The following is a 16,447-nucleotide window of genomic DNA, read 5'->3' on the forward strand; positions in this document are numbered from 1 at the left end:
AGGAGAAGCCCGATGCCTGCACTTCGCCCCTCTGTCTGGCTGCTGACCTCGATGTTCAGCGGTGTCCTGCTCTCAGCGGCAGGCAGTTCCTGGGCCCATGAGACGCCCGTCGCCGCTACGGCAGTCAAAGCACTCCCAGCCGAGGCTGCGCGCACGGTGTACCGCGCCTACTTCAAGGATCTGCGCCTGGCCCAGGGCATTGCTCACAGCCGCTTCGACACGCTGGAATCCAAGTACGAGCTCGGCTATTTGGTCGTGCTGGCCGATGCCAACGAGGCCCGCGAACTGCGCGCTCTGGGTTTCCGTCTGCAGGTCGATGAGCAGTGGCTGGGCGAGCAGCAGGCCCAAGCCAGCCGCGAAAGCGCCGAGCTGGCCGAGCGCCGCCGCAGCTTGGGCAAGGACCTGACGCCCAGCTTCGCCGGCATCCCGAGCTACAGCTGCTATCCCACGGTTGAAGAGGTGTTCACCGAAGGCGATGGGCTGATCGCCGCCAAGCCTCAGCTGGCGCGCTGGGTGGACATCGGCGACAGCTGGCAAAAGACCCGCGCCAGCGGCGGCTACGACCTGCGTGTGCTCAAGCTGGGCAACAGCGCCGGCCCATCCACCAAGCCGCGCCTCTTCGTCAATGCCGGCATCCATGCCCGCGAGTACACGACCACCCCCTTGGTGCTTGAGTTCGCCAAGCGCCTCGTCAATGGCTACGGCGTCGATGCCGACGCGACCTGGATCCTCGACCACCACGAGATCCACCTGCTCCTGGCCACAAATCCCGATGGGCGTAAGAAGGCCGAGACCGGCCTGCTCTGGCGCAAGAACACCAACACCGCCTATTGCGGCGGCACCAGCAACAGCCGCGGCGCTGACCTGAACCGGAATTTCGGCTTCCAGTGGAATAGCACCAATGGCGCGGGCTCCAGCGGCAGCGCCTGCAATGAAACCTACCGTGGGCCCAGCGCGGCGTCCGAGCCGGAAACCCAGGCGGTGGAGGCTTACATCCGAAGCCTCTGGCCCGACCGCCGCGGCCCCAACCGCGCCGATCCTGCGCCGCTGGAGACCTCGGGCATCCATCTGGACATCCACAGCCACGGTCGTCTCCTGCTCTGGCCCTGGGGCACCAATGGCGTGGTGGCCGGCAATGACAAGCAACTGGCCACCCTGGGCCGCAAGTTCGCCTTCTGGAATGGCCACACACCGCAGCGCTCGCTGAGCCTTTACGAGACCGATGGCACCAGTGATGGCCCGAGCTACGGCGAACTCGGCGTGGCCGCCTTCACCTTCGAGCTGGGTACGGCGTTTTTCGAGCAGTGCAGCTACTACAACAGCACCGTCTTGCCCGGCAATTTGCCGGCCCTGATCTATGCCGCCAAGGTGGTCCGCACGCCCTATCAAACCCCGGCCGGGCCCGATGTGCTGAACCTGGCTCTGGCTAGCAACGCCAGCAGCAGCGGCGTGCCTGCTGGAACCCAGGTGGCGTTGACGGCAACGGTGGATGACAGTCGCTATAACAACAGCAATGGTGCCGAGCCGACCCAGGCCGTGGCCGCGGCCGAAGCCTATATCGACACCCCACCCTGGGTGGCCGGCGCCGTGGCGCGCGCGCTGCAGGCCAGCGACGGCAGTTTCAACAGCACGAGCGAAGGGGTGCGCTCCAGCCTCGACACCGCCGGCCTCGCCCCGGGCAAGCACATCGTCTACGTTCGCGGCCGTGATGCGGCAGGCAACTGGGGTGCCTTCAGTGCCGTATTCCTGAACATCAACGACGGCAGCGGAGGCACGGCGCCGGTGGCCGCCTTTGACGCCAGCATCAACGGACTCAACGTCAGCTTCACCGACCGCAGCAGTGATGCCGATGGCATCATTGCCTCACGCAGCTGGAATTTCGGCGACGGCGCCAGCAGTACCGTCGCCAGCCCCAGCCATGCCTACGCGGCGGCCGGCAGCTACACGGTCAGCCTGACGGTCACCGACAACGAGGGCAAGAGCAACAGCCTGAGCAAGCCCCTGGTGCTGAGCGCCGACAACGTGCCGGTGCTCAGCAATGGCCAGACGGTCAGCGGCCTCAGCGGCGCCAAAGGCAGTTGGCGCTATTACAAGGTCGCCATCCCAAGCGGTGCGCGCAATCTTGTCGTCAAAGGCAGTGGCGGCAGCGGTGATATGGATCTCTACACCCAGAACGGCAGCCAGCCCAGCTTGAGCAGCTACAGCTGCCGCCAGAACGGCTCGACCAACACCGAAACTTGCAGCATCGCCAGCCCGGTGGCCGGCTGGGTCTACATCGGCCTGTATGCCTACGCAGCCTACTCGGGGCTGAACCTGAACGTGAGTTTCACACCCTGAAGTTGAGGGCGCTTGGCGCCGGGGAAGCAGGCTTTGGGATAATCGGGCGGTGAATACCGCGCTCCCCTCCGATTCCGCTTCTTCCCCTGCTCCGATCGATTCGTCCGCAATCAGCCCCTGGCGGCTCTCGGTCGCTCCCATGCTCGATTGGACGGACCGGCATTGCCGCACCTTCCATCGCCTGCTGACCCGCCAGACCCGGCTCTACACCGAGATGGTGACGACCGGCGCCTTGCTGCACGGCGACCAGCCCCGGCATCTGGATTTCAACCCCGAAGAACATCCAGTCGCCCTGCAACTCGGCGGTTCGGAGCCGGCCGATCTGGCCGCCTGCGCCAAGTTGGCTGAGCAGTGGGGCTATGACGAGGTCAACCTCAACTGCGGCTGTCCGAGCGAGCGGGTTCAGCGTGGCGCTTTTGGCGCCTGCCTGATGGCCGAGCCAGGCCTGGTGGCCGATGGCGTCAAGGCCATGCGCGATGCGGTGAGCATCCCGGTCACGGTCAAGCACCGCATCGGTATCGACAAAATTGAGAGCTACGACTTCGTGCGGGATTTCGTCGGCCAGATCGCCGAGGCCGGCTGCGAAGTTTTCATCGTTCATGCGCGCAATGCCTGGTTGCAAGGCCTGTCGCCGAAAGAGAACCGTGAGATCCCGCCGCTGCGCTACGAATTGGTGCACCAACTCAAGCGCGACTTCCCGGCGCTGACCATCGTGCTCAATGGTGGCATCAAAACCGACGAAGAGATCGCCGAGCAGCTACAGCATGTGGACGGCGTGATGGTCGGCCGCCAGGCCTATCACGAGCCCTGGCAGATGGTCGATTGGGACCGGCGCTTCTTCGGCGCGCCCAACCCGGCCCAGTCGCGCGAGCAGGTCGAGGCCGACTGGCTGGTCTACCTGGAGCGCCATGTCGCTTCAGCGCCATATGCCAGCTGGCCCCAGGCCATGCGCCATGCCCTGGGTTTGTGGAATGGCCAGGCGGGCTCGCGCCGCTGGCGTCAGATCTGGTCCGACCATCAGTACAAAGCCCTGGCGCCGCGCGACGTGGCCGAGATCGCGACGCAGGCACGCGTCGGCGTGGCGGCGCATGTGGCCGAAAAAGCTGCGGAGAAGCTGGCGGCCGAGGTGGGTGCCAGCGCGGCTGCTGCTTGAGGCCATGATCTGCTTGCACGGTTTTGACACCGCCCTCGGCCGCTGCGGTATTGCCTGGAACGAGCTCGGCGTCTGCGGCAGCCAGTTGCCCGAGGCCACGGCCAGTCTGAGCCGCGACCGCTTGCGCCAGCGCTTTCCCACCGGCCGCGAGACCGATCAGTTGCCACTCCAGATCGCAGCGGCCGTGCATGCCGTGCAACGCCTGTTGGCCGGTGAGCTGGCCGACAACGAGGAGCTGCTGGCGATCGTGCTGGATGACAGCGCGCTGCCCGAATTCCACCGACAGGTGCTGACGGTGACTCGCCAGATTCCGCTGGGCCAGACCTGCAGTTACGGCGAACTGGCGGCGCGCCTGGGTCAGCCCGGCGCTGCACGCGCCGTGGGCCAGGCCGAAGGCCGCAACCCCTTTGCACCCATCGTGCCCTGTCACCGCGTGCTGGCCAGCGGCAAGGGGCAGGGCGGTTTTTCAGCCCATGGGGGCTTGTTGACGAAGCAGCGTTTGTTGGCCATCGAAGCAAGTTCAGCTCCTGAATGGACCGGCCAGCAAATGACGCTGAAGTTGTAGAGCCGCTCAGAAACAGCCAGATAGCTGGCGCGCCATGATTCGCTTGCAATGTTCACATCCGCCATCGCAGCGGTGCTTGCCGCCAGGGTTAGGCAGCCTGAGCACCAAGGCTTGCTCCGCTTCCATCGGTGCCGAGTTCAGGGCGGAAGTTCTTACATTCACTTGCAGCTTTTGGCCTGACCCTGTAAGGGCTTACAGCGCAAGCAAGCGGGCTGCGCGGGTATGCTGAAGCGGAGGTACTACGGCTACGAGAAAAGCTTGGGGAAGCGATGAAAGCTTGGCAGGAGGAGTTGTTGCAGGTCGCGCAGGACGTGGATTGTGAGCACACGATGCTTCAGCGGCTCAGTGGCGCTGCGCGAGACTTGGGCTTTGACTACTGCGCCTATGGCATGCGTATTCCGCGGTCCTTCAGCAATCCCAAGACCGTCATGCTCAACAACTATCCGGCGGGCTGGCAGGTGCACTATGCCCGCGAGAACTATCTGAAAATCGACCCGACGGTTCATCATTGCCGGCAGAGCAGCCAGTCCTTGGTCTGGAAGGATGCAGTGTTTGTCGACGCACTGGCCCTGTGGCGCGATGCCCAGGACCATGGTTTACGGCATGGCTGGGCTCAGTCCAGCCTGGATGCTTTTGGTGTTGGAGGGATGTTGACCCTGGCTCGGGGCCACGACGCGCTCTCCCAAGCCTGGCTGGAGCAAGAGGAGATCAAGCTGCGTTGGCTGGTCTGCGTGGCACATCAAAGCCTGTCGCGCTTGATTCGCCGGCGTCATTGCGAAGACGGCGCTGCAGGCCTGAGCGTGCGCGAGCTCGAAGTTCTCAAATGGACGGCCGATGGCAAGACCTCCGGAGAGATCGCCTCCATCCTGGCGGTTTCCGAGAACACGATCAACTTTCACGTCAAGAACTCAATCGTCAAGCTTCGAGCCAGCAACAAGACCTCGGCCGTGGTGCAAGCGGCCTTGTTGGGTTTGCTCAACTGAAGCCTTTCGGGGCAAGGCAAGATCACTGCTTGACTGTTGATCCTGGTGAAGCAAGCGCAGACGCAGGCGCTTCACCAGGCGGCTTGCAGCGGCGAGAGTGAGAACAACTGGTGCTGCCCCACGCAATTCATGGCGGCTTGCAGCAGCCTTTGCTCGCGCGCCTCGCAGGCCGCGATGCCGAGCTCAGGCAGGGTCTGCCTGAGACCCTCGAGCAGCAGATCGCTGCTGACGCCGGTCCTGTCTGTGATCGCAGCGGCCTCCTGCTCGAAGGACCAAGCCAGGGCCAAGGCGCATGCGGGCCACAGGCGTGCATAGTCCATGGCCAGTTGCTGGGCGGCGCTGCTGTCCACGGGCAAGCGGTTCACCCAGAAATGCTGTTCGATGTTTGAAAGACATTGCTGCAGCCCTTGGTCCAGGGCCTGCAAAGCGACAGCCACGGCCTCACTGCTCACGCCCTGGGTGCCGCGGCGCCAGCACAGGTAGGCTTGCATCAGACTGTCCCGCCCCTGGCTGCTCAGACGCAAGGCACTCGATTCAGGCCAACCCTTGGCGGCAGCGCTCGTGGTCAGCAGTTGGCGCGCCTGATTCATCAGCCTCGCTGCATCGCTCGAGCCTTCAGCCCAGGTCTCCTTCAAGGTTTGTTGCAACTGGCGAAGCTGGCCGGCGAGCAGGCCCAGATTGACCTGGGTGCTTCCATCGAACAAGCTGACCACTTGCAGATCGCGCACCATCTTTTGAAACATGCCCAGCTCATCCTGGGAGCGCAGATAGTGCCGCGCCCCGAGTACCTGGGCCAGTTCGCGCGCGATGGCTTCGCAACTGACCGGCAACTGGTACTTGCAGATCGGGGAGAGCACGCTCAGTTCACCCGGTAGCAGGGCAATCGAACGCGTGGCCGCCTGGGCCAGCAGATCGTTGCACAGCAGCTTGGCATAGCACTGGGCCAGCTTGGCGCGTGCGACCGGGATTTGGGCCACTGTCTTGCCATAGAGCTGGCGATGCTGAGCAAAACCTAGGGTCAGGCGCAACAAGGTGTCGGTGGCGCCGAGCGAGAAGCCGGCGCACAGGATGCGGGAAATCTGCAAGGTCTTGAGCACCGTGCTCAGGGCGGCCTCCGTGCGGGGGAAGGCCGCATCGGCGGCCGCGCAAGGGTAGTCCTGGAGCCGGAAGCCGCTGATGTCTGCCCCGCGAATTCCATGGGTTTGAATCTTGGCCAGTGAGCGCCAGCCGGAACCCTCCGCGGGCGCACGGGCCAGGCGCAGCAACACCAGCTCCTTGCGACCGTCCGCATGCTGTTGACAGGCCAGCACCGTCGCCGATGCACCCTTGCTGCCATTGTTGATCAGCCACTTCTCGCCACTCAGGCGCAGGTGGATGCCGGCCGGATCAGCCTGCACCTTGAACTCGGTGGACAGAATGTCGCTGCCATGCTCGCGCTCGGTCAGCGCGAGGCAGGCCAGGCCGCCGGCGCGCAGGCTTTGGGCATGCGCCAGTTGCTGGCTCGGGCTGCCGGCCAGCCAGATGGGAATGGATCCCAGCAGGGTTTGGCCGAAAGCGATGGCCGTGCTCAGGTCACGGCGCGACAGAATTCGCGACAAGGCCAGGATTCGCTCGGGTTCCTCCAGTTGTCCGTCCAGACTGGCAGGTAGCAGCTGCTCGAACATGCCCAGGCGCAGCAGGGTGCTCAGGCGAGCCTGCGGGAAGGCCTCGGCTTCATCCTCGCGCAGCGCCTCAGCAAAACTCAGCAGCGCGTCGGCTTGGCGCGGGTCACCGAGCTGCTGCTCCCATCGGGAGGCCATTTCGAGGCTTTCAGTTCTCATGAGGGTCGGTCTTCTCTTCTAGGAATGGGTGGACTGCGGCTGGGCGTGGACCAGGGCGCAGGCCTCGTGTTCATTGGCATGGAGACTGACGTGCCAGCCCATGCCGGCCGGCGCAGGCGGCCATGCGGCCTGCGCGGTCCAGCGCGGCTGTGCATCTGCGCTCCAGCCCAGCAGTCGCCAGCCCTGCGCCAGCGCCACAAAGCTGCCGCTGCCCTGGCACTTGAAGCGCGCCTCCTTGAGACACCAAAGCAGGGTTCGGGCCTGGCGGGCGCTGACCCCCAACTGGGCAACGGTCACGGCCACTTCCTCGGCAGACACCAGCATCTGCAGTGACTGCGCCTGCACCGCCTCATGGACTTCGGTGTCCAGGCCAAGAGGCGAGTGATCTGCAACCGCCATGGCCCGGCGCCGGCTGTGGCTGATGCTCAGGTACAGCGCGGAGCCGGGCAGGCATGGCCGCGCCAATGTGTCGCTACCAATCAGCAGCTGGGACGGCGCTGCCAGTTCCCGAGGTAGCAATCGCCTCAGTGCGGACTTGGCGCACAGCCGGCCGGCGAGCCAGTCGCGTCGGCGTTTGGGCCAGCTGAGGCCGTGCCAGCGCTGCAATTCCAGGGGGTGCAGCTGCAGCGCCAGCCAGTCGCCATCCGGCTGCGCAGGCATCTGGTCCAGCAGCAGCTGCTGAGTTGGCAGCAGACCCAACGTCGGCCCGGCTTGCGCCAGCGAAGGCTCAGCTTCGGCGCTCAAAGCCCGGCTCCAGCAGCTGGCCAGCAAACTGATCGCCCAACTCGGCCATCTCGACGAAGCGCGCATGCAAGCCATGGAACAGGGCGCTGCGCGTGTCGGCCTTGAAGTCCGACAGACTGCTGACTTCGACGATCTCGAAGAAATCCAGACCGTCGCCGCCCGGGCATTCAAAGACTCGGAAGCGCTGCACGCTGGGCAGATCCTGGCAGGCGGCGTAGTCCACTTCGCGCACCCAGCGCATGAAGGGCTCGCGCTGGTCCGCAGATTTCAAACGGATGCGATCAATCAGGACCGTCATGTTCAGCTCCCTGTGTTCTTGCTGTCCAGGCGTTCGATGGCCACCAGTCCGCGCTCGCCGTCGACGGTCAACCAGTCGCCGCTGCGGATGCTCGCGGTGGCGAACTGGGTGTTCACCACCGAGGGAATACCGAACTCTCGGGCCACGATGGAGCTGTGCGACAGCATCGACCCGATGTCGGTGACCACTGCGCCGGCCAAGGCGAACAGCGGCGTCCAGGAAGCGTCGGTGAACTGCGTCACGATGATTTCACCGCTTTGCAGTTCGGCGGCCTGCCGGTTGAGATCCAGGATCACACGGGCTCGCGCCCGCAGCACGCCGCGCGAGGTGCCCAGCCCGCTCAGGTCGCCCCGGATGGGCGCGAGGGGCGCCGCCGAGCGCTCAGGTGGCCTGCCGATGAAGGTCAGCGGCGGCTCGCCTTCACGCAGCCAGGCCTGCTGCCGCCGGCGCCGGGCTTCGATCAAGGCGCTCGGGAAGGCCTGGTCCGCGCTCAAGCGTCCATCAAGGTAGGCCTGGATCTGTTCGAAGTCCAACCAGGCCATATCGGCCATATCGCGCAAGAGGCCTTGTTCCAGCAAGCGACGGCTCAGCTCGCAGACCACGCGACGAACCAGCCAGATCGAAGTGATCATGCTCATGCGGGTTTCTTCACGCAGGCGGCTGCAGGCGCAGTACAGCGTGCTCACCCGCTTGAGCAGCCATCTGCGAGCCGGCGAGAGTTCGGCCAGCAGTGCCTCGGTGTCCACCTGACGCCGTTGATCGTTGCTCGCCAAACGCTCATCGACGCTGAAGCCCTGGCGCATGTAAATCTTGATCATTTGGAAGACATAGCTGGGGTCATCCACCCAGCGCGGGTGTGTGAGCTCCATCTCTTCATGCCCGCGCACACCGTTGTTGCGCATGAACAGCGCGTACTCTTTGCGCAAGAAAGCCTGACCCTGCACATGAGCGGACAGCACATCATGTGCCAGCTCGGCCGGCGTGGCCTCCAGCAAGGCCGGCAGTTCGGGATAGCTTTGCAGTGCCTGGGTCAGCTGCCACAGCTCGCGCGCCGACTCCACCGTGCGCAGATTCGACATATCGCCCTTGAGCCGGTTCTGCAAATGCATGCCGCGCCCCGGCAGCCAAGCGCCGCACATCTCTTCCAGGACCCCGTACAAGGTGAAGGCATTGATGTAGAAGGGCAGGTAGCCGATGTGCATGGCCTTGAAGTAGGCGAGCGCATGCCGCATCTCCTCGCGCAGTTCGCTCATGCTCAGGCGGCTCAGGTCCAACTGCAGCGCCCGCTCGTACTCGCGGTGGCGGCTGGCCACCATGCGTCGGGCCCGTCGCTTGGCACCCAGCAGCTCCAGCGCGGCTTTTTGCACCCAATAGCCATGGCCGATGGCGCGGCGCCATGCCGTGCTGCCCAGACGCAGACCGTAGGGGTTGCGGTAGCCGTCAAGCGTCACCTCCTCGCTGCTGAAGCGGTGCAGGAAAGGCGCTTGGTCTATGCCCACTGGGGTCTGCGAGAGCAAGTAGGCGGTGTAGGCCACATTGAGGTAAACATGGCCGCGGTAGTAGCCCATGTAGTGGTCCGGGTCGCCCAGATCCAGCAGACCGATGCCGGTACCGCAGGCACGGTGGACCTGGTACTGGTAATGCTTGGCAAAGCTGATGCCCAGGTGGCTCATGCGGCCGGTGAAGATCTCGCCGATGTCCATGCGGGACCACAGCACCGCATCCGACATCGCGGCATCGCTGCGACCCTGCTGCGGCCCCTCATCGGCTTCCGGCGGCTCCAGCGGCTGCAAGGTCGTGATGGCCCGGCTTTGCAGCAGCCAGAGCTTGCCACCTTCCTCGCGAGCCCATTCGATGTCCTGCGGATGATCGAGCAAGCGCGAGCAGCGCGTCAGCAGGGCACCCACCTCTTGGCGGGCAGCCAGATCCAGGGCGGGGCTGTCGGCCAGCTCCTGCGTCAGCGCCTGCAGATGCAGCTGCCCTTGGTCCGGAGACCAGAGCAAGGCGGTGTGCTTGGACTCGATGTTCTGAGACAGGGTGCGCAGATCCGACAGCGCCAGGGTGTAGCCATCGCTGGGTACGCGCCCCGACACCAGACCCTCACCCAGGCCGCGGCAGGCCTCGATGCGCATTTGCTCCAAATGCGGCTGCAGCGGGTCGCGGGCAAATCCCACGCCCGCGCAGCTGTGCGACGTGGCGGGCACCATGCGCTGAATGACCACGCCCATGCGGGCACCGACCAAGGTCTGGGCGTGCTGGCGACGGTAGGACAGGGCGGCTGTGTTGAACAGAGAGGCCCAGCAGCTGCGCAGGCGCTGCAAGAGTTCCGGCACGCCCTGCACATACATGAAGCTGCTGTATTGGCCTGCAAAGGAGAGACTCTGTCCATCTTCATCACAGGCCGACGAGCGCACGGCCACGGCGCCCGCTCCCAGGCCCTCGTAGGCCAGAGCCAGCTCGCTGATGGCATGGCTGGGGAACTCCCCGGCACGAATTTGCTCCGCCATCTCCGCCCAGACCGCCGCGTCGCCACTGCCCAGGGCACGGTCCAGGTCCAGACCGTTGTGTTGGGCAAACTCTTCCATGGCGTGGATGGGCACGCACAGGCCGTCTGGCACGGGCAGGCCTAAGGTGAACAGGCGGGCCAGTTGCGCTCCCTTGCCGCCCAGACGTTGAGCATTCAGGTGGTGGCAGGTCGAGAAGCGCCAGGCCCATCGCGCTTCCGGGCTTGAAGTGCGTGGACCGAGATCGATCGGGCTTTCCAGATTCATGCGGTGTCTCCTCGTCAAAGCGTTGGGTTTGGCCGGCGGGCCAAGAAGCCGTAGTAGCTTTCCCCGGGCAGCAGCTGGCGGTGGGCGATGTCTCGCCAGCCTGTGTCTTGCAGCAGCGTCATCAGTTGTGCGCGCTCGGGCAGACCGGCGTTGATGTCGGACAGGGTCCACCACAGATGCAGGGCAGCGACGGCCGGGCTGCCACCCTGGCAGCTGCTGGTGATCAGCACCCGGCCATCGGGTGCCAAGAGCCGGCCCACATGCTCCAGCAGGGCCTGGCGCTCGCTACTCTTGAAGTAGTAGAAGTTGTTGTGCAGGGTGATGAGCTCGTAGCCCTGACCCGGCGGCGGCGGTGGCAGATCAAAGAGCTGGGCCTGCTGCAAGTCCACCTGGGCCTTCAGGCCTGCGGCATTCAGATGCGCGCGGGCGCTGTCCACCACATCGGCCTGCATGTCGATGGCCGTGAGCTGCACGCCCGGCCAGCGCTTGAGCATATAGCTCAGGTAATGTCCGGCTCCGCAGCCCACTTCCAGCACGCTGCGGGGGCGCTGCTGCGTGAAGGCCCAGTCGATGGCTTCTTCAACAAAGGGCTCCAGAATGCGCGAGGAACGTGCGATCAGGGCGCCATCCTGGTCGTCCAAGGTGTAAGGCCGGCCACCACGCAAGCGTGCCGGCGCGCCGAGGATGGCGTCAAAGTGATAACGCGTCACTTCGGCGAACATGGCGGCCGTCACATCATTGCGTGGCCGGGCCAAGAGCCGTGACAGCTTGCCCTTGAGGTGGTAGCGCCCGCCGCGCAAGGCCAGCTCGCCGACGCCCAGGCCACAGTCCAACCAGGCCAGCAGGGCGTTGTGGCGTTCCGGGCCGATCCGCAAGGCGTGTGCAATGCTGTGGCTGTCGCGCGGCGACTCTTGCAAGAGCGTCAGTAAACCTGAAGCATCGGCGGCGCTGGCAAACGCGCTGCGGTACAGGCTTTGGGTCTCCCCTCCGAGGCGCAGGAAAGACAGCACGTTTTTTTCAAAGACGAGCTTCTTCAGGGTGGCCAGTTTCATTCGTGATCCTTGGTCTCAGTGATGCATGAGCAGGCTCAGCTGCAGGGCCCGGCCGAGCGTGCGGAACTCGCTGCCGCGCTCACCGCTGACCGGAAGACTCCAATGGGCGCGCAGCTCCATGGCTTCACGCAGCTGCCATTTCAGGCCCAGCAAGAGCTGACCACTGGCGTCGCTGCGGTTGTTCAGGCTCAGCAGATCGAGCTGCAACAAGGGGTGGGCTTCCCAGCTCAGCGCGCCGGCAAGGTAGTGCCGGCTCCGGCCGAGCTGGGGCAGACCCGGTGTTGCAGGTGCGCTCTGCCGCAGGGCCTCGAGGTTCAACATCCAGCCCGGCCGCAGCCGGTACTGAGCGCCCAGCAGGGCGCGGTGTTGCCAGCGTGGCGCCGGCTGCGAGCTGTCCCGGTGGCCCAGCAATTCGACGTACCAGTCGCCACCGGCCAGGTCCAAGCGCTGGGCGCCCAGGCCCAGCAGGGTCAGGCCACTGCGGCGCGCCAGCCAGAGCTGGCCGAGGTCCGAAGCGCGGCTCCAGGCCAGGCCTTGCTGGACATGCCAGCGAAGTCGCCCCTCCGGCGCCGGCGCCAGGTCGGCACTCGCGCCTGGAGCGGTTTCGCGCCGCACGCTCAGCAGACTCTGGCTGGTCCAGCCTGGGCTCAGTTCCTGATCGAACAGCAAGGCGTCGACGCCGGGTTTGTAGAGTCGCTCCAGATCCAAGGGCTGAAACGGTGCATGCAGGTCCAGCACCGACCACAAGCGGCCCAGACCGCGGCTGATGGGCTGTCGGCCCAGGCTGTACTGCCAGCCGGCCTGGCGTGCGCTGAGGTAGGCCCAGTCCAGCTGCAGTCGGCTGGCTCGCTGCGGGCTCAGCCGCGCCCGGGGCGAGCCCAGCGCTCGCACATCCTCGGCCGGGCGCAGCCAGGCCCAGTCCTCGCGCTGCCGCGCCTGCCAGTGCTCGGCATCCAGATGCAGGGTCCAACGCGGCTCTGCCGGGCTGCCGGCGCCGTGCTGGGCATGCAGGCGCAGCTGGGCATTGAGCAGATGCTGGCGCGGCGCCGCGCCGCCCTCGGGCTCCGGGCGCAGCTGCATGGCGCGCAACCAGAGCAGGGCGCCTCGGTCGCCGGTGCTTTCCACGCCGACCGCCGCTTCGCTCGGCATGTCGGGATGCTCGGAGCCCATGAAGGCATGGCTCAGCCCAGGGGCGAACCAGAGCAGGGCCCAAAGCAGGCGCAGCATGGCTTCAGGCCAGGGCATGGCGGGCTTCGCCATCGCGACGGGCGCGCTCGCGCGCTTCGGGCCGCTCGATCGGGTCCTGAGCCTGGTCGGACACCAGCTTCCCATCGCGCAGCAGGATCACGCGGCGAGCCCTCTGGATCACCAACGGATCGTGCGAGCTGAAGACAAAGCTCACGCCTTGCTCACGGTTGAGGCTTTGCATGAGTTCCATCAGCGCGATCGCGGTGGCCGAATCCAGATTGGCGGTCGGTTCGTCGGCAATCACCACGCGAGGACCGCTGGCGATGGCGCGAGCTACGGCCACGCGTTGCTGCTGCCCGCCGCTGAGCTGGTCCGGGTAGCGGTGCATTTGCTCGCCGAGCCCGAGCTGCTGCAGCAGGCGGATGCTGCGTTCGCGCCGCTGTTCCGGCGCGATGCCTTGGAACTCCATGACCATTTCGGTGTTCTCCAGTGCGCTGAGCACCGGCATCAGGTTGTAGGCCTGGAACACAAAACCCAGTGAATCGCGACGCAGCCCTGACAGCTCGGTGGCCGACAGGCGCGACACATCGCGACCGGCAAAGCTCAGCTGGCCCTCGGAGGGCGAGTCGAGCAGGCCCAGCAGATTGAGCAGCGTCGATTTGCCAGAACCCGAGGGCCCGGCGATCACGACGAACTCTCCGGCGTCGATGCGTAGATCGATGCCGCGCAGCGCATGGACTTGCAGCGAGCCTTGTTGGAAACGCTTGTGCAGGCCATGGGCCTGGAAGATGGGGGTGTCAGGCATGGTGCTTGATGGCCTCGATGGGCTTGAGACGTCCAGATTTGTAGGCGGGGTAGAGGCTGACCAGCAGGGTCAGCAGCAGGATCAGGGTCGCCACGCCCGCTAGCTTCAGCGGCTTGAGCAGGGAGTAAAAGCGCTCGGGCAGCAGCACGCCGCCGGCTTCCAGGCCGGTGCCGAAAACCTCCCGGAAGTTCAGGCCCTCGGTCGCGAAATGCCAATGCGCCGCCAGGCCCAGCAGCAAGCCCAGCAGCAGGCTGGTGCCGGCCAAGTAGAGCGACTCCAGCAGCACCACGCGCACGATCAAGCCGGGGCTGCTGCCCAGGGCCAGCATCACGCCGAACTCGCGGTGCCGCTTGAGCACGGACATGATCACGGTGTTGAGGATGCCGGCCACCACGACCACGATCACGATCACCATCAGCAAGGCCATGCCGGCCGCATCCATGGCCACGGCCGAGTTCAGCTCGGGGGCGGCCTGGGTCCAGGCCTGCGCCTCCCAAGCCCGCGCCTCCAGCAGTGGCTGCATCTGCAGCTGCAAGGCCGGCAGTTGCTGCTCATCCTCCAGGTACAAGGCCAGATGGCTGACGCCCTGGGCGGCGCCGGTCAGCTGTTGTGCAGCCTCCAAGGGCAGTTCCACCCAAAAGGCATCGAGTTCCTGGATGCCGGTGCGGAAGATGCCGTGCAGCTCAAATGCCGCCCGTGCGAACTCTCCGCCTCCCAGGGGCTTGACCGTCAGGGTGACGCGGTCGCCGATGCGTACATCCAGGGCCTTGGCCAGGCGCTCGCCGAGCACCAGAGGCGGCAGGCCGGTGCGGGCCGGAGCCGCGCCCGGCAATGCCTTCGCGGGAGTCACTGGCAAAGGCTGGCCGACGATGATGGCGCGCGCATCGGCAATGCCGGACACCGGCAGCTCCAATGCCGGTTCCACGCCCGAGGCCGTGACCGCGATCTGCTGGGCGCCGGCCTGGGCCATGGCCGAGAAGCGCAGCCGCGGCACCACGCTGCTGGCCAGCGAGCCCGCTGCCGCGCGACTTTGCTCCAGCGCTTGCGGGCCTTTGGCAATCAGGCGCTCCAGGCTCGGATCCTGCGCATGACCTTGCTGGGACAGGATCAGATGACCCAAGCCCATGCGCACGCCGACCTGGATCATGGCTTGATGGCCGCCGTCGGAAAGCCCCTGGAAGCAGGTCAGCAGGGCCATGGTGATGACGATGATGGCGGCCGTGAAGCCGCTGCGGCGCCGGTGTCGCAAGAGGTTGCGAAGGGCCAGTCGATGGGCAAGCATATTCATGTCCTCACTGCGCTCTCATGCCGGCAGCCGGCGTCAATCGGGCGGCCCAGCTGGCGGGCAGCAAGGCGGCCAGCAGGCTGATCAGGATCAGCATCAGCAAGGGCAGGGCTGCGCTGGCGATGCTGAGCTGCCCGCGCAGAACCGGCGCCATGCCCACCCCGGACAGGCTGAACTCGCCGAATCCCGATACATCCAGCCCATGCAGCTGCAGCCACAGACTCAGGCCCATACCGGCCGCCAATCCCACCCCGCCGCCGGCCAGGCTCAGCAGCACGGTTTCGGCGATCACCAGCAGCAGCACCTTGCTCGGCGCCAGACCCAGCGCCTTGAGCAGGCTGAGCTCGCGCTGGCGCTCCATGACACTGACCAGCATGGTGTTGAGCACGCCCACGCCGGCGATCAGAAAGACGATGAAGACCAGGGTGCCCATCAGGGCGCGATTGGCCGCGATCAGGGCCAAGACATCGGGCCGCAGCTGCGACCAGCTCTGCACCTTCTGGCCCTCGCCCAGACGAGACTGCAGCTCGGCGGCCAGGGCATCGGCCTGAGCCGGTGCGGCCAGGCGCAGGGCAATCTCATGGGCCTGGCCCGGCAGCTGCAGCATCTTCTGCAGATCGGCCACATGAAGCAGCAAGCGGCTGCGGTCCTGATGGTCCAGGCCGGTCTGCAGCACGCCGCGGACTTCCAGCTCCAGATGGCTTTGCACGCCCTCGGCGCTTTCGACCAGCAGGCCCAGTGTCTGCCCCCAGCGCCCTTGCGCATCGGCGGCCAGGCCCAGATTGGCCGCCAACTTGGCCCCCAGCACCACGCCGGGGCGGCGACTGGGTCCCGGGGCCAGTTGTTCGGCCAGGGCCAGGCTTGGGTCCTGCAGCTGCGTTGGCGTGCCGGCTGCGCTCGCCGCCTGGCTGCGGCCCTCCAGCCGGGCAAAGGCGCGGGCAATGGCGGCCTCGGTCAGGGCCTGGTCGGTGGCTTGTTGCTGGGCATCCAAAGCCTGGGCCTCGCGCCAGGGCGTCGGCAGAGCTGCCAGCCATTCGCCCTGGCTGAGTTTGCGATGCAGAACGGTCACGGCCGCCTCGTGTTCGGGGTCGATTCCCATCAGCTGCACGCCGGCCGAACGCGAGCCAAAGCTGAGGTAGGCGAAGGCAAACAGGCGCGGACTCAGACCCTGAACGCCGGGAATGCGCAAGGTGGCCAGGGCCTCGGGATCGGCCGGTACCGTGCGGCGCAAGGCCCGGCTGTCGAGGTAGGCCGGCTCATGAATCTGCACATGGCCCACTTCGCCCTCGGTGGTGCCCTGGATCAGCTCCTGGCTTAGGCCATCCATCAAGGCCAGGGTCGCCATGCACAGGGTCAGGGCCAGAGCCAGGCCCAGGCCGGTGACCAGACTGCGTTTGGCGTTGCGGCCCAGATTGCGCCAAGCCATGCGGTAGATCGTGCTCATGC

Annotated in this window: 13 protein-coding genes; 4 read left to right on the forward strand and 9 right to left on the reverse strand. The window is 65.9% G+C overall.

Going from position 1 to position 16,447, the window contains the following annotated elements; all coding sequences use genetic code 11:
- Window positions 1-12: 12 nt before the first annotated feature.
- The 4 genes from LNV28_RS23805 (at window position 13) to LNV28_RS23820 (ending at window position 5,038) form a co-directional block, all read left to right on the forward strand.
- The gene (locus LNV28_RS23805) at window positions 13-2,337 is read left to right on the forward strand and encodes a M14 family zinc carboxypeptidase (protein ID WP_263520662.1); all 2,325 of its coding nucleotides are present in this window, start codon (window positions 13-15) and stop codon (window positions 2,335-2,337) included.
- A 139-nt stretch (window positions 2,338-2,476) separates the two neighbouring features.
- The gene (gene dusA / locus LNV28_RS23810; RefSeq protein ID WP_411970018.1) at window positions 2,477-3,490 is read left to right on the forward strand and encodes a tRNA dihydrouridine(20/20a) synthase DusA; all 1,014 of its coding nucleotides are present in this window, start codon (window positions 2,477-2,479) and stop codon (window positions 3,488-3,490) included.
- Window positions 3,491-3,494: 4 nt separating this feature from the next.
- Window positions 3,495-4,055: a methylated-DNA--[protein]-cysteine S-methyltransferase gene (locus LNV28_RS23815; RefSeq protein WP_263520664.1), complete on the forward strand. Its 561-nt coding sequence runs from the start codon at window positions 3,495-3,497 to the stop codon at window positions 4,053-4,055.
- A gap of 329 nt (window positions 4,056-4,384) precedes the next feature.
- Complete coding sequence (locus tag LNV28_RS23820; protein ID WP_263520666.1) at window positions 4,385-5,038, forward strand: autoinducer binding domain-containing protein; 654 nt, start codon at window positions 4,385-4,387, stop codon at window positions 5,036-5,038.
- Window positions 5,039-5,109: 71 nt separating this feature from the next.
- Here LNV28_RS23820 and LNV28_RS23825 read toward each other — a convergent pair whose 3' ends face one another.
- From LNV28_RS23825 to LNV28_RS23865, 9 genes are read right to left on the reverse strand one after another with little or no spacing between them, the layout of a single operon-like run.
- On the reverse strand, window positions 5,110-6,837 hold the full coding sequence (locus LNV28_RS23825; protein ID WP_263520669.1) for an acyl-CoA dehydrogenase family protein: 1,728 nt from the start codon (window positions 6,835-6,837) through the stop codon (window positions 5,110-5,112).
- Window positions 6,838-6,876: 39 nt separating this feature from the next.
- The gene (locus LNV28_RS23830) at window positions 6,877-7,602 is read right to left on the reverse strand and encodes a 4'-phosphopantetheinyl transferase family protein (protein ID WP_263520670.1); all 726 of its coding nucleotides are present in this window, start codon (window positions 7,600-7,602) and stop codon (window positions 6,877-6,879) included.
- A complete protein-coding gene (locus LNV28_RS23835) occupies window positions 7,586-7,900 on the reverse strand; it encodes a RedY/HapK family protein (protein ID WP_263520672.1) in 315 nt (104 codons plus the stop codon). Before LNV28_RS23835 ends, LNV28_RS23830 begins: the two co-directional genes overlap by 17 nt.
- Before the next feature lie 2 nt (window positions 7,901-7,902).
- The gene (locus tag LNV28_RS23840; RefSeq protein ID WP_263520674.1) at window positions 7,903-10,671 is read right to left on the reverse strand and encodes a PEP/pyruvate-binding domain-containing protein; all 2,769 of its coding nucleotides are present in this window, start codon (window positions 10,669-10,671) and stop codon (window positions 7,903-7,905) included.
- Window positions 10,672-10,685: 14 nt separating this feature from the next.
- A complete protein-coding gene (locus tag LNV28_RS23845) occupies window positions 10,686-11,723 on the reverse strand; it encodes a class I SAM-dependent methyltransferase (protein ID WP_263520676.1) in 1,038 nt (345 codons plus the stop codon).
- Window positions 11,724-11,738: 15 nt separating this feature from the next.
- Window positions 11,739-12,968 carry a hypothetical protein gene (locus LNV28_RS23850; protein ID WP_263520678.1) on the reverse strand — a complete coding sequence of 410 codons (1,230 nt, stop codon included), beginning with the start codon at window positions 12,966-12,968 and terminating at the stop codon, window positions 11,739-11,741.
- Window positions 12,955-13,716, reverse strand: a complete 762-nt coding sequence (locus tag LNV28_RS23855) for an ABC transporter ATP-binding protein (RefSeq protein WP_263520680.1) — start codon at window positions 13,714-13,716, stop codon at window positions 12,955-12,957. Before LNV28_RS23855 ends, LNV28_RS23850 begins: the two co-directional genes overlap by 14 nt.
- Window positions 13,709-14,998 carry an ABC transporter permease gene (locus tag LNV28_RS23860; RefSeq protein WP_263520681.1) on the reverse strand — a complete coding sequence of 430 codons (1,290 nt, stop codon included), beginning with the start codon at window positions 14,996-14,998 and terminating at the stop codon, window positions 13,709-13,711. Before LNV28_RS23860 ends, LNV28_RS23855 begins: the two co-directional genes overlap by 8 nt.
- A gap of 10 nt (window positions 14,999-15,008) precedes the next feature.
- On the reverse strand, window positions 15,009-16,445 hold the full coding sequence (locus LNV28_RS23865) for an ABC transporter permease (RefSeq protein ID WP_263520683.1): 1,437 nt from the start codon (window positions 16,443-16,445) through the stop codon (window positions 15,009-15,011).
- Window positions 16,446-16,447: the final 2 nt, after the last annotated feature.

This window comes from Paucibacter sp. DJ2R-2 (assembly GCF_025717675.1).
GTDB lineage: Bacteria > Pseudomonadota > Gammaproteobacteria > Burkholderiales > Burkholderiaceae_C > Paucibacter_A.

What these genes read in the sequence shown, in the direction of transcription:
- LNV28_RS23805 (WP_263520662.1), top strand. Translation starts at nt 13, where the DNA reads ATGCCTGCACTTCGCCCCTCTGTCTGGCTGCTGACCTCGATGTTCAGC.
- dusA (WP_411970018.1), top strand. Translation starts at nt 2,477, where the DNA reads ATGCTCGATTGGACGGACCGGCATTGCCGCACCTTCCATCGCCTGCTG.
- LNV28_RS23815 (WP_263520664.1), top strand. Translation starts at nt 3,495, where the DNA reads ATGATCTGCTTGCACGGTTTTGACACCGCCCTCGGCCGCTGCGGTATT.
- LNV28_RS23820 (WP_263520666.1), top strand. Translation starts at nt 4,385, where the DNA reads ATGCTTCAGCGGCTCAGTGGCGCTGCGCGAGACTTGGGCTTTGACTAC.
- LNV28_RS23825 (WP_263520669.1), bottom strand. Translation starts at nt 6,837, where the DNA reads ATGGCCTCCCGATGGGAGCAGCAGCTCGGTGACCCGCGCCAAGCCGAC.
- LNV28_RS23835 (WP_263520672.1), bottom strand. Translation starts at nt 7,900, where the DNA reads ATGACGGTCCTGATTGATCGCATCCGTTTGAAATCTGCGGACCAGCGC.
- LNV28_RS23840 (WP_263520674.1), bottom strand. Translation starts at nt 10,671, where the DNA reads ATGAATCTGGAAAGCCCGATCGATCTCGGTCCACGCACTTCAAGCCCG.
- LNV28_RS23845 (WP_263520676.1), bottom strand. Translation starts at nt 11,723, where the DNA reads ATGAAACTGGCCACCCTGAAGAAGCTCGTCTTTGAAAAAAACGTGCTG.
- LNV28_RS23850 (WP_263520678.1), bottom strand. Translation starts at nt 12,968, where the DNA reads ATGCCCTGGCCTGAAGCCATGCTGCGCCTGCTTTGGGCCCTGCTCTGG.
- LNV28_RS23855 (WP_263520680.1), bottom strand. Translation starts at nt 13,716, where the DNA reads ATGCCTGACACCCCCATCTTCCAGGCCCATGGCCTGCACAAGCGTTTC.
- LNV28_RS23860 (WP_263520681.1), bottom strand. Translation starts at nt 14,998, where the DNA reads ATGCTTGCCCATCGACTGGCCCTTCGCAACCTCTTGCGACACCGGCGC.
- LNV28_RS23865 (WP_263520683.1), bottom strand. Translation starts at nt 16,445, where the DNA reads ATGAGCACGATCTACCGCATGGCTTGGCGCAATCTGGGCCGCAACGCC.